Genomic DNA, 13,088 nt, shown 5'->3' with positions numbered 1-13,088 from the left:
AGTGGTTCTAGGGCTGGCGGCGGAAGCGGACCGCGTCGGCGATGACGAAGCCGTCGGCGGCGTCGGTGAGTTGGACGTAGCCGGCGAGCCCTGCCTTGAAGGTGAATATGCCGAGAGGGAGCCACTCGCCGGTGCGGTTGTCGGGGGTGGCTCGGACTCGCTGATTGACGGTGACCGTGGTGGTGCCGGTTGCATGGCGGACGGCGTACTTGGCGTTGCTGGCTCGGTTGGGGTCTGCGGTGTAGGAGACCAGTACTTCGTACCGACCGTCGCCTGGGATGGCCGGACGGTAGCGGACCAGGTTCGTACCGGTGCCCTTGGCGTGGGTGAGGTAGTTGAAGCCGTAGTAGCCGGGGATGCTGCGACCGCTGTTCCAGGTGCCGACTGTTTCGAAGCCGAGCGTGTCGTTGTCGACCGTGAGCTCCTCGCGGACGTCGGGCTTGGCAGGGGCGGTGATTAGGCTCAGTCGGTCGAGGGCCAGCGCAGTACCGCCACCACGGCCCGCACCGGTCGTGGTGAATCGGATGGTATGCCGGCCGGGTAGGAGTCGGCGCTGGTCGAGCAGTAGTACGTCGTACCCGTCGCCGCGGAAGGAGGTGAGGTCGATGGTGCTGTTGCGCGGCGCCAAGCCGTCCACTGCCACAGTGACCAGCCCGCCGTCCGCCGACCGGAAGTACCGCAACCACAGCTCGTACTGTCCGTCAGCACCGACCATGAACGGGTACTCGACGACGTCACCGACCGCCTGCACTGGCAACCGTGGATGGCCGAGGTCAAGGTCGCGCCGGGTCAGCCCCGGACCGGTGGCGAGGCTGTCGCGCCCCTGCGTGAGCCACTCGAGGTTGAACCGGGCAACGCTCACCCGTCGGGGGCTACCGTCGAGCTCGCCGTCGCAGCCGTACAGCAACACGATCGTGCCGTCCGACAGCCGGGCCAGGTCGGAGTAGAACGACCGCCCCGGGTAGACCGTCCGGCTGTATCGGTACGACTCCTTCTCGTCGTAGCTGACCGCCACCGTCATGTTCCAGCGCATGGGAGAGTCCGGCCGGCTGAGCAGTACCCGATTGACGTCTGTCGAGCCGGGACCACCGGTGTACCGCGTAAGCCCCATGTCGACGCCGTTGAAGAGTCCGGCGCCGAAGTCCATCACCGGCAACGACCAGCTGAGGCCGTCGTCCGTACTGACCGCGTACCCGTGCGGCCAGTCGCCACCCGAGCCGACCCGGGTGTTCAAGACGACCGTGCCGTCGTCCCGCTGCAGCAGGCGGGACTCACCCACCTGCGGAAGGGCCGGACCCAGCGGTACCTCGCCACCGGACTTCCAGGTACGCCCGTGGTCGTCGCTGTAGATGCTGGAGGCCCCGTACTTCCGATCCTCCGCCGGAACGCTGGTGATGATGGTCCGGTGTCCGACGGTGAGCAGTAGCCGCCCGGACTCGAGCTGGATGCCATGACCCGGCCCTGGACCGTGCATGGCCCAGTTGTAGGGGAAGTGGTCGAACAGACCGGCCAGACTCGAGCGTGGGCTCCAGGTGACGCCGCCGTCGGTGCTGGAGCGGTAGTAGACCGTGCCGGAGTCGGACGAGCAACTGGTGTTCTCCGGGAGCCGCTCGCAGAGGTTGTAGAAGAGGAACACCTCGCTGGTGGACTTGTCGACGACGAAGGCGGGGTTGGCCCAGCTCTGGCCGCCTACTGACGGCTCTACCGCTTGGGTCGGGGTCCAGGTCAGTCCGCCGTCGGTACTGCGGCGAATGAGGAGGTCGTGCGGGCCGGCGTCGCAGACCTCGTGACGGCCTTCTGTGCAAGCAATGATCGTGTCGTCGGGCAGGACAGCGAGGCCGTAGACGAAATAGCTGGCCAGCGGGTCGACGGCGTTGTCCCACAGCGTTGTCTCTGAAAAGAACGGAGTGGCGGCAGCCGGCGCCTGACCGGAAGACGCGGGCAACGCGGATGTGGACAATGCGGACGCGGGGGTGGTGGGGAGCGCGGTGGCCGCGGCTCCTCCGGCGAGCCCGATGGTGAAGGCACGACGGCTGATGGGCAGGCTCATGGAGCACTCCTCGTGAACCGGGGCGGGCGGTCGTCAGGAAGCCTGCCGGGAGCCCGGACGCAGAGCCAGCGCAATCAACGGCCAGTACTGGACATTGACCAGAACTGGCCCCCGCACCCCGTAGTACAGGGTCCGGAGGCCAGCCAGCCAAAGCGTCAGGCCAGGGAGTCTTCCCAGGCTTGGTGGAGGTCGGCGTAGTTGCCACCGGTGGTGACCAGCTGCGAAGGAGCACCGTCCTCGATGATGCGGCCGTGCTCGAGCACGATCACGCGATCTGCCGTCTCCACGGTGGAGAGGCGGTGCGCGATGACGATCGCCGTCCGGTCGTCGAGGATCGTCCGCAGCGCGCGCTGGATCAGCCGCTCGCTGGGGATGTCGAGGCTCGACGTCGCCTCGTCCAGGATCAGCACCGCCGGATCCGCCAGGAACGCCCGGGCGAAGGCGACCAGCTGCCGCTGACCGGCCGACAACCGGCTACCGCGCTTGGCAACGGCGGTCTCGTACCCGTCCGGCAGCGCCATGATGAAGTCGTGCGCGCCGATCACCTTGGCCGCCTCGACGATCTCGTCCATCGTCGCGTCCGGCTTGCCGAACCGGATGTTGTCGGCGACCGAGCCGGTGAACAGGAAGTTCTCCTGGGTCACCATCACCACCCGCTCGCGCAGGTCGTCCTCGGTCAGGTCGCGCAGATCGATCCCGTCCAGCAGCACATGGCCGCCGGTCGGGTCGTAGAAACGCGCGACCAGCTTGGCGATCGTCGTCTTGCCGGCTCCCGTCGTACCGACGAGGGCAAGGGTCTGCCCGGCCGGCACATCCAGGTCGAGCCCGGGTAGTACCGGCACTCCGTCGACGTACCGGAACTGCACGTTGCGCAGCTCCAGATGCCCACGTGCATGCGGCGAGGGCTTCGCCGGCTTGACCGGCTCAGGCACGTCCGGCTTCTCGTTCAGTACGCCGGACAGCTTCTCCAGCGCGGCACTCGCCGACAGGAAGGTGTTGTAGAACTGCGAGATGTCCTGCAGCGGCTCGAAGAACTGCCGCAGATACAGCAGGAACGCTGTCAGCACCCCGACGGTCACGTGCCCGTGGTACGCCTGCCAGCCGCCGTAGGCCAGGATCGCGACGATCGTGATGTTGCCGACGCCCTTGATCGACGGCATGAAGATCGCATTGATCCGGAACGACTCGAGGTTCGCCTCGCGGTACTTGTCGTTGACCCCGTAGAAGATCTCCTCGTTGCGCGGCTCCCGCCGGAACGCCTGGACCGCGCGGATCCCGTGCATCGACTCGACGAAGTGCACGATCACCAGGACGACGGCCTCGCGCGTCCGCCGGTACACGATCGCCGACCGCTTCCGGAACCACGCGGTCAGCACGAACAGCACCGGGAACGACAGCAGCGCCAGCAGCCCGAGCTTCACGTCCAGCGTGAGCAGCAGGATCGCCGTACCGACCAGGGTCAGCAGCGCCGTCACCAGCCCGTCGAAGCCGGTCTCCAGCATCTCGTCGATGACGTCCACGTCCGAGGTCAGCCGCGAGATCACCCGCCCCGACGTGTACTTGTCGTGGAACGACGGGCTGAGCCGCTGGAAGTGGTCGAACACCCGCCGGCGCAGGCCGAGCAGGATGGTCTGCCCGAGCCGGCCGGACCGCATCAGGAAGATCTGCCGGGCGCCGGCCTGGATCAGCGCCGACGCGAGCACGATCAGCACGATGTCGATCAGCGTCGAGCTGCCCTGACCCGCCAGGATCGGCGGGATGCCCTTGTCGATGCCGAGGTGGACCAGGTACGGCACCGCCAGCCGGGCCGCGTTCTCCACCACGACGATCGCGACCAGCAGCCAGATCATCTTCTTGTACGGCCGGAGCAGCTCGCCGAGCAGTTTGCGCGACTGCTCCTTGAGCCGCAGGGTCGTTGCCTTCGACAACTCCCGGTCCGGGTCCTCGGCGTACCCGCGCCAGGTCTCCTCGGTGCTGGGCTGATCGGCCGGCTGGGGCTGAGGTGTTTGCTGAGTGGTCGTCATGCGTGCACCTCCTCCTCTTCCGCCGCGAGCAGGGTCCGGTACGCCGGTACCGTCGCCAGCAACTCCTGATGCGTCCCGACGTGGGTGATGGTGCCGCCCTCGAGCAACGCCACCTGGTCGGCCAGCATCACCGTCGACGCCCGGTGCGCGACCACGATGCCGGTCGTGGCGGCGAGCACGTTGCGCAACGCCTCCTCGACCAGTGCCTCGGTGTGCACGTCCAGTGCCGACAACGTGTCGTCCAGGACCAGTACTGCCGGCCTGGCCAGTACTGCGCGCGCCAGTGCGAGCCGTTGCCGCTGGCCACCCGACAGGGACATGCCCTGTTCGCCGACCCGGGTCTCCAGACCCCAGGGCAGCTCGTTGGCGAAGGTCGCCTGCGCGATCTCCAGTGCTTGCTGGACCTCGGCGTCGGTCGCGTCCGGCCGGCCGAGGGTGATGTTCTCCCGGGCGCTCATCGAGAACAGCGTCGGGTCGTCGAACGCGGACGCGACCGCGCTGCGCAGCGACTTCAGGGTGAGGTCGCGGACGTCGTGCCCGTCGATCGTGATCCGGCCGCCGGTGACGTCGTACAGCCGGGGGACCAGCGACGTCAGGGTGGTCTTGCCCGAGCCGGTGGCGCCGACCAGGGCGAGCGTCGTACCGGGGGCGAGGTCGAGGTTGATGTCGTGCAGGACGTCGGCCGAGTCCGGGCCGAACCGGAAGCTGACGTTCTCGAAGACCAGGTGACCACGGGGGTCGACCAGCTCGTCCGGACCGTCGGTGATGGTGGACTCGGTGTCCAGGATCTCGCTGATCCGGTCCGCCGACGTCATCGCCTCCTGCGCCATCGCGAGGATGGTGCCGAGCGACTCGACCGGCCAGATCAGCGACAGCATCAAGGTGATGAAGGCGACCAGGGTGCCCAGCGTGATCGAGTGCCGGCCGACGGCGAGCGCGCCGAGCAGCAGCACGATCACCAGGGTCAGGTTCGGGATCACCTCCAGGAAGGTCCAGAACCGCGACGCCAGCCGGACCTTGTCGACCGAGGTCTCGTACAGCTTCACCGCGCCGTCGTCGAACTGCTTCTTGACGTGCTCGCGGCGGCCGAACGCCTTGATCACCCGGAAGCCGACCGCCGACTCCTCGATCCGAGTGGCCAGGTCGCCCTGCTGGTCCTGCACCCGGCGGGAGATCGCCAGGTACTTCTTCTCGAACTTCAGCGACACGATGATGATCGGCGCGGCGGCCACCAGGACCACGACGCCGAGCGGCCAGTACAGCCGCAGCAGCAGGAAGGTGACGACCACCAGTTGCAGGATGTTGATCACCAGGAACAACAGGCCGAAGCCCATGAACCGGCGGATGGTGGACAGGTCGGCGGTGACCCGGGAGAGCAGCTGACCGCTCTGCCAGCGGCTGTGGAACTCCATCGGGAGGGCCTGCAGCCGGATGTAGAGGTCGTTGCGGAGATTGGCCTCGAGGTCGCTGACCGTGCGCGACTGGGCCCACCGGCGGACCCAGACCAGCAGTACTTCGCTGATGCTCAGGCCGAGGGCCAGCAGGCCGAGGGGGAGCAGGAGGTCGATCTCGCGCCGGGTGACCGGCCCGTCGATGATGGCCCGGGTGACGAGCGGGACGGTGAGGCTGACACCTACGCCGAGGATCGCCGTGGTGAACATCGTCACCAGGCGCCACTTGTGGGGGCGGAGGTAGGGGCGGAGTCGCCAGAGATTCTGGCTCCGCCGGGGGGTCGTGCGGTTGGAGGGGGCAGCGATAGAGGGCGCTTGGACAGGGTGCTCAGAGGGCATCTGGAGGGGCGCACTTCCCAACATGACTCGGCGCGGGATTGGCTGGCGACCGGAAACGGCGCACTTTCCATTGTCGCTCAGTGGTAAGCGCTTGTCCTGCGAATTCCATTCCCTGGAGCTGAATTACCGCTTGTTGCAATAGCCGAGCCCCGTCACCCTGCGGTGACGGGGCTCACACTGATCACGAATCGTGATGAGTCTCAGCTGCGCAAGAAGGCGACGCCATCGATCACGGCCTGGGCCGCGCCGGCCGAGACGATCTTGAGCTCGCCGGTCCGGTACGGGGTGACCGGGAGCAAGGTGACCGTCACCTTGCTGCTCGGCGCGAGCAGGGAGACCCGGCCGATCTTCACGCCTGCGTGGTAAACGTCCACGCTGCCCTGACCGGGCCCGTTGACGGTCACCAGCGCGATCCGCAGCCCGGCCTCACCGGCCTTGGTGAGCGTCGCGCCGGTCGCCTTCAACTGCGAGATCGTTCCCTTGTACGTGATCGAGCTGGTCGCCCGGGTGACAGTCCCGGTGGCCGTCAGCGCCCGGTCGTCCTGCGGCGCGACCGCACAGGCAGGTGCAGACCAGCCGGACAGGTGCCCGGTGGCGTCCCGGGCCCTGACCATGAAGCACCGATCGACCCCTGCCACCGGCGTCCACGTGACCGAGGTGGCGGTCGTCGCCTGCCAGGTGGCGGGGTACTGCCACTTGCCGTAGGCCTGACCGGCGATCGCGTCCCGGTAGACCACGTCGTACGACGCGACCTTGCCGCTGTTGTCGGTGAAGGCGTAGCTGTACTTGCCGGTGGCCGCCGTGATCACCCGCTCACCCACACTGCTGCTGGTCAGTGTCGGCGGCGTCCCGTCGACCTCTGTGCAGAAGCCATGGCTCCACTCGGTCTGGTTGCCGGCCCGGTCTCGGGCCCTGACCTGGAAACAGGTGGTGGTGCCTGGAGCCGCCTCGAGGCTGACGTTGGTGATGTGCTTGGGCAGCCTCTGCCAGGCGGCCGGTGTGACCACGTCCCCGAACGGCGCAGTAGGCGATGGCCGCTGCTGGTACCTGACGTCGTACTCCGCGATGCCGCTGGCCCGGTCGTCCGGGCCCGCCGGGTTGTCGGTGAACGAGTAGCGGAAGAGCAGGGTCGACCCGCTCTGGACATCCGGACCGGAGCTCGCGTTGTCCAGCACCGGAGCGAGGTGGTCGGTGTCGACCGTGGGCTGCGGGGCCAGCCAGTCGAGCGTGACGATCCGGGGCTGCCGGTTCCGGTCGTTGTAGACGAGCCGGGCGGCGTCCGCGTCGTCCGGCTGGTAGCGGGGGCTGGTCCAGAAGTACGCGGCGACCGGGCCGTACCGGCGTTCGGCCAGGTTGAGGGTGTTCAGGTCGGTGACCACGAGATCGATCGGCTTCGACGGTGAGATGACGGTGCCGGCGGTGTCCTGGACCAGGAAGTCGTAGCCGAGCTTCCAGCGCGGGCCGAGCGTGATCGTCCGCGTCGGCACCTGGCCCTGGACGTCGATGATCCGGTCGTCGGTGCCCGCGCAGTCGACCACGACCCAGCGGCCGGCCGCCTGGATGCCCTGCGCCGGTCCGCAGCCGGGTCCGGCGGGATAGGTGGTGGAGAACCCGTTGGTCGTCGCGGTCAGGTTGTCGCGCCAGTCCGGCCCGGTCCAGATCGTCTGGCCGTTCAAGCCGACCGGCAGCGGGAAGGGGTCGATCATCTTCCGGGCGGCCAGGTCGTAGACCTGCACGAACTCGCTGCTGTTCGGCATGCCCACCGCAACCAGCTTGCCGCCCCGGCCGAGGTGCACCACCGGGCCGTCGAACTGGATGGTTCCCTTCCCGTCGGTCACCAACCCGTACTCGGTCCCGTCGTAGCGGACGCGGGTGGTCGCCAGCGCGTTGCCGGCGAACTGTGGCGGGTGCCTGAACTGATCTTCGGTGACCGCCGCGTCGGTCCAGGTCAGCCCGAGGTCCGACGTCTGGTGAACGGTGGTGAGTTTGTCATCGCGCACCCCGGTCTGCGGCGGCACCGCCGCATCGGTGACCACCTTGCTGCCGGACAGCATCACGAACTCGGACTGACCGTGGAACGGCGGTGTCTGGGCGATGGTCTGCAGCACGCCGTCCGCCCCGACGCTTGCCACCTGTGCCTGAGCAGTGACGAGCAATCGCCCGTTGCCCTGGTCCTCCGCGTCGTGCACCCCGGTGGCGAGGTTCCTGGTCACCGCGCCGTCCTGGAGGCTGACCTTGACCAGTTCCTTGGTGTCCGGCACCCGCACGGCGACGTCGTCGCCCAGCGGCAGCAACGGCTGCTTGAACGGTACGACGACTGTGCCGTCGTCCGAGCCGGTCCGTTGCTTCCAGGCCAGGGTCGTCGTCGTGTCGCTGCTAGCGGTTTGCCAGATGACTCGGCCAGGGGTGAGCTGCGCCCAGGTGGTCTCCGCGGTCAGAGTCGCCGCCTGCGTCGCAGTACCGGTGGCTACGTCGAGGACGTACAGGCCGGTCGCTGTGCCGAGCAGGAAGTCGTCGTCGGTGCGGTCCAGCACCTTCGCGGTGGCGGTGACTCCGGTGACGGGCGTCTCGGCGCCTGCGTAGGTACGGAGAGCGAAGGCGTCTCCGCGGGCCAGCAGCACGCCACCGGGGTAGACGTTGCGAACCGTGGTACCGGCAGGAGCGTTGATGACTTGGAGGTCGTCGGTACCCAGCCGGCGGGCTGCGGCGTCGCCGTCGCTCCACTTGACCGCGTACTCGCCGACGATGTCGGGGGTCGCGTTCATGTCGATGTTCTGGCGCGGGAAATCACCCTTGACGGTTCCGTCGAGGACGCTCTTGATGCTCCACGGGGCGGGGGTGAAGTCCGTCGGCCACCCGTAGTCGGTCAGGTAGTACTTGCTCGTCGCCGCCACGATCTGGATCGGCGGATCGGCCTCGAGACGCGGCGCGAGCAGCGTGCCCTCGCCGAGGTGGATCGGTGGCTCGGCGGCGTTGGCCGCCGTACTGGAGCCGACGGGTAGCAGTGCCAGGAGACAGGCGGCGGCGACCGCGCTACGCAACTTCAAGAGGACCCCTCCCACAGGACCGGCCAAGCCGGATCAGCGGGCGCAGCCTAGAGGCCGGGAGAGCTCAATGTCGCCGCCTGCCGGTGTTTCTGCAGGAAGTTGCAGTCAGTACCTCAAGAAGGCGACCCCGTCGATCGCGGCCGGGGCTGTCGAGGTCGAGACGACCTTGACTACTCCGCTGCGGTAGACAGTGGTCGGCAAGTAGGTGACCGTGCGCGCGGTGGTCGTCGCGGCCAGGTTGACGGTGCCGATCTTGACTCCTGCGTGGTAGACGTCGACCTTGCCCTGCCCTGGTCCGCTGATGCCGACCACTGCGATCCGCAGGGCGCCTTCGCCGGTCTTGGTCAGGTACGCGCCGTTGGCCTTCAGGATCGAGGTGGTGCCCTGGTAGGCGATCGTGTTGGTCGCCCGGGTCACTGTGCCGGACGACGTGAACGCCCGGTCGTCCTGCGGCGCCACCGAGCAGAGCGGCACCGACCACGCCGACAGGTTTCCGACGACGTCGCGGGCGCGGACCATGAAGCACTCGTCCATGCCCAGTCGTGGCGTCCAGGAGATCGACTGGATCTGGGTGTTCTGCCATGCGGCGGGGTAGACCCAGCTACCGAAGGCTGCGCCGGCTGCGGCGGTCTTGTAGACGATGTCGTACGTCGCGACGGCGGTCTCGTCGGTGTAGGCCCAGCGGACGGTGGCCGGTGTCGCCAGGTTGGTACGGTCACCGATCCGCAGCGTGACGGCGGTCGGCGCGATGCCGTCGACCTCACTGCAGTACGACGTGCTCCAGTTGCTCACGTTGCCGGCGTAGTCACGCGCCCGGACCTGCCAACACGTGTCGGTGCCCGGTACCGCGCTGTAGCTCGCCGCTGTCGTCGTGAGGCCCTGCCAGTTCGCCGGCAGGTTCCAGGCCCCGTACGGCGAGGTGCGGTTGGGTCGCTGCTGGATGCGGAGGTCGTAGGACTTGACCCCGGTCGCCGGGGCGTTCGGGTCTTGCGGGTCGGTGTAGGCCCAGTTGAACGACAGGCTCGTGTTGTCCCGCAGCCGGTCGCCCGCGGTGGCACTGGTCAGCACGGGAGCAGTGGTGTCGGGGCGTTGCTGCGGGTCGGCCGCCAGCCAGGTGAGGCTGATGATCCGGGGCCGGGCGTCGGGATCCGCGTAGATGAGCTTCGCGCCGCCACTGCCGTCAGTGCGGAAGCTGGGCGGCTGGAGGAGCCGACCGTTGATCGGGCCGTAGCGGCGCTGGCCGAGACCCTGGTCGTTGAGGTCGGTGACCAGCAACTCCTTGGTGGACAGGCCACCCGCGTCCTGACCGACAGCGGTCTGTACTACGAACCCGTTGCCCAGCTGGGAGTCTGCCGCGACTGTGAGGTTGCGCGGCGCCTCCGGACCCTTGATGTCGATGACCTGCTTGCAGCCACTGAGCAGTGCCCAGCGACCGTTGACCCCGTCCGCGCCGACGATGCAGCTACTGGCCACTGCGATCGTCTTGGTCGCCTGCGTGGTGAGGTCCTTGCCGGTCAGTACTCCGGTCGCGGTGACCTTCCAGACCGAGCTGTCAGCCATGGCGAAGGGCACTGCGTAGTCCGCGACCTTCGTCTTGGTCGCGACGTCGTAGACCTCGGCAGTCGCCGCATCCGGTGCACGGTGCGAGACCAGCTTGCCGCCCTTGCCCAGTACGACCTCGTCGGCCGCAGGGAAGGTCAGGTCGCCGCCAGAGCCACGCACGCGGGCGATATCGGCCTGGTACGTGACCAGGGTGGTCCCCTCAAGCTGCAGCGGCTTGGAGGAGTTGCTGGTGCTCAGCGACGACCAAGTGGTGCCGTTGGTCGTCGTCTCGTACACACCATGGTCTGGCTGGTAGTCAGCCGTCACCACGCGCGCGCCGGACATCGCAACTCCGCTGACCTGAGCAGCAAAGGCGGGAGTCGCCTTGACGGTCGTCAGTACGCCGTCTGCTCCGACACTGGCCACCTTGCTCTGGGCACTGACCAGCAGCCGACCGTTGTCGAGGTCTGCCGCGTCGTGGACTCCAGTGACGAAGGCTGGTGTGACAGTCCCGCCGTTGGCCGCGATCTTCGCCAGTTGCTTGGTCTCAGGCACCAGTACCGCGAGGTCGTCGCCAACCGTCAGCAGTGGCAGCCCGAAGGGCACGTCTACCGAGCCAGTGGTCGTGCCTTGCTTCCAGCCGACCGTCTTGGAGCTTGCGGTCGCAGCGGTCTGCCAGAGGACCCTGTTGGGAGTCAGCGCCGCCCAGGCCGGGTTGGCGGGGAGGGTCGTGACGGCGGTCGCAGTACCGGTTGTTGTGTCTACTACTGAGAGGTGGCCGGCTACGGTGATCAGGATCGACGTGGCGGTCGTATCGAGGATGACGGGGTCACCGAAGGCTGCACCGGTGACTGGCTTCTCGGTGTTGTCCAGTGCGCGCAGGGCGAACGAGCTGTCGGCTGCGCGGGACAGCAGGATGCCGCCGGGGTAGGCGCCCTGGTACGTCGCTCCGGCCGGTACCGAGACGTCGCTGACCGCGTCGGTGGCGATGTCGCGGAAGGTCGTTTGAGCGGCGGTCGGCGTGACGACGTACTTGCCGAGCAGGGTCGGGGGCTTGTCCGGGTCGTCACGGAGTCGCGGGGCGGTACGGACCAGGGCTCCGTTGGTGGTGCTGAGGATCTCCCACGGCTCGGGTGAATGGTCGTCGGGCTGGCCGTAGGACGTCACGTAGTACGAGCTGGTGGCCTGCCTGATCTGGAGCGCGGGGTCGGCCACGGACCGGCTGCCGACCGGTGTGCCCTCGCCGAGGTGCGGCGGCGGATCGGCGGCCATCACCTTCACGGCGGCCAGCGGCAGCAGGACGACCGCGCAGGCGGCGGCGACCAGTTTCGAACGCAGCATCATCAGAACGCAAACCCCCTCGGTGGCTGAGCCACCGTGTCTTCTCCTGATTCGCGGCACCTTAGCCGGTAACCCGGAGTAACGGAAGCGCTTGCCGGGAAATCCGATGGACACGCGCAGTGACGCGGAGGACCATCGAAGGTGTCTCCCGAAACCGCTGAAAGGACCCGATGCAGGCCGCCATCACCGTGACGCCGGCGCAGTTGCCGGACGTGTTGCTGAACGTAGCCGTGGTTCGGCCTGTCTTCGTCTGGGGCGCTCCGGGGATCGGCAAGAGCAGCCTGGTTCGCTCGTTCGCGGACTCGCTCGGCTTGGACTGTGTGACGTTGCTGGGGACGCAGTTGGCGCCGGAGGACCTGATCGGCGTACCGCAGATCGTGGACGGCCGGAGCCGGTTCGCGCCGCCGGTGAGCATCGCGCGGGAGACGCCGTACTGCTTGTTCCTGGACGAGCTGAACGCGTCGTCGCCGGAGGTGCAGAAGGCGTTCTACTCGCTGATCCTGGACCGCCGGATCGGTGAGTACGAGCTGCCCGCGGGATCGGTGGTGATCGGTGCGGGGAACCGGGCGACCGACAACGCGCTGGCTCGGCCGATGGCTTCGGCGCTGCTCAACCGGCTGGTGCATGTTCATCTGAGCGCGTCGGCGCGGGACTGGCTGGCGTGGGCCGCGGGGGCGGGGATCCACCCATGGGTGCTGGACTACCTGCTCAACCGGCCCGATCACTTGTGGACCGCGCCGCCGAAGACGGAGGAGCCGTTCTCGACGCCGCGTAGCTGGCACATGCTGTCCGACGCGCTGCACTCCTACGGCGACGAGGTGGACGACGAGACCGTCCGGATCCTTGCCTTCGGCACCTTGACTGCTTCGCATGCTTCGACGTTCCGGGCGTTCGTGAAGACGGTCCGGAATGCTTTCGGGCTGGAGGCGGTGCTGAAGGGTGAGGCGAACTGGCCGGCGGCGCCGCAGGATCGCGATCTTCTGTACTTCCTGGCCGAGACGTTCCGCGCGCGGCTGGTGAAGGAGTTGTCGGCCGACAAGGCGTCGGCGAGTCCGGCGGCGCGGCAGTTGGCCTATCGCGGCAAGGCGTTGCTGGTGGAGCTGGCCGAAATCTCATTGGAGGTAGCCCAGATCGTGATCGCATCCGACGACGACGGACGTCCGGTACTCCCGTCCTGGTTCCTGGTCGAGGTCACCCGCGACCTGCCCCGGCTCGTGGCTGCCCGGTCCTGACATGGGGTGGGCGAGCAGGCCGGGGTGGTGGGCCAAGAAGCCGGCTCGGTGGGAGCCTCGGC

At 68.0% G+C, this 13,088-nt stretch carries 6 protein-coding genes; 1 reads left to right on the top strand and 5 read right to left on the bottom strand.

Annotated elements, in window-relative coordinates; translation table 11 throughout:
* Positions 1 to 7: 7 nt before the first annotated feature.
* The 5 genes from ABD768_RS15955 to ABD768_RS15935 all read right to left on the bottom strand — a co-directional run bounded on the left by ABD768_RS15955 (position 8) and on the right by ABD768_RS15935 (position 11,797).
* Positions 8 to 2,050, bottom strand: coding sequence for a golvesin C-terminal-like domain-containing protein (locus ABD768_RS15955; protein WP_344841305.1), 2,043 nt, complete (start codon positions 2,048 to 2,050; stop codon positions 8 to 10).
* A 155-nt stretch (positions 2,051 to 2,205) separates the two neighbouring features.
* Complete coding sequence (locus tag ABD768_RS15950; RefSeq protein WP_344841303.1) at positions 2,206 to 4,074, bottom strand: ABC transporter ATP-binding protein; 1,869 nt, start codon at positions 4,072 to 4,074, stop codon at positions 2,206 to 2,208.
* A complete protein-coding gene (locus ABD768_RS15945) occupies positions 4,071 to 5,735 on the bottom strand; it encodes an ABC transporter ATP-binding protein (RefSeq protein WP_343971874.1) in 1,665 nt (554 codons plus the stop codon). The genes ABD768_RS15950 and ABD768_RS15945 overlap by 4 nt, the downstream gene beginning before the upstream one ends.
* Before the next feature lie 329 nt (positions 5,736 to 6,064).
* The gene (locus ABD768_RS15940; protein ID WP_344841301.1) at positions 6,065 to 8,911 is read right to left on the bottom strand and encodes a hypothetical protein; all 2,847 of its coding nucleotides are present in this window, start codon (positions 8,909 to 8,911) and stop codon (positions 6,065 to 6,067) included.
* 105 nt (positions 8,912 to 9,016) lie between these two features.
* Positions 9,017 to 11,797, bottom strand: a complete 2,781-nt coding sequence (locus ABD768_RS15935) for a phage tail protein (protein WP_344841299.1) — start codon at positions 11,795 to 11,797, stop codon at positions 9,017 to 9,019.
* Positions 11,798 to 11,964: 167 nt separating this feature from the next.
* Here ABD768_RS15935 and ABD768_RS15930 point away from each other — a divergent pair, with 167 nt between their 5' ends.
* A complete protein-coding gene (locus ABD768_RS15930) occupies positions 11,965 to 13,026 on the top strand; it encodes an AAA family ATPase (RefSeq protein ID WP_343971381.1) in 1,062 nt (353 codons plus the stop codon).
* The last annotated feature ends 62 nt before the right edge of the window (positions 13,027 to 13,088 follow it).

The organism is Kribbella ginsengisoli (assembly GCF_039537185.1).
Taxonomy (GTDB): domain Bacteria; phylum Actinomycetota; class Actinomycetes; order Propionibacteriales; family Kribbellaceae; genus Kribbella; species Kribbella koreensis.
Note: the sequence above shows the minus strand (reverse complement) of the source record. Positions and strands in the feature narration are given on the sequence as shown.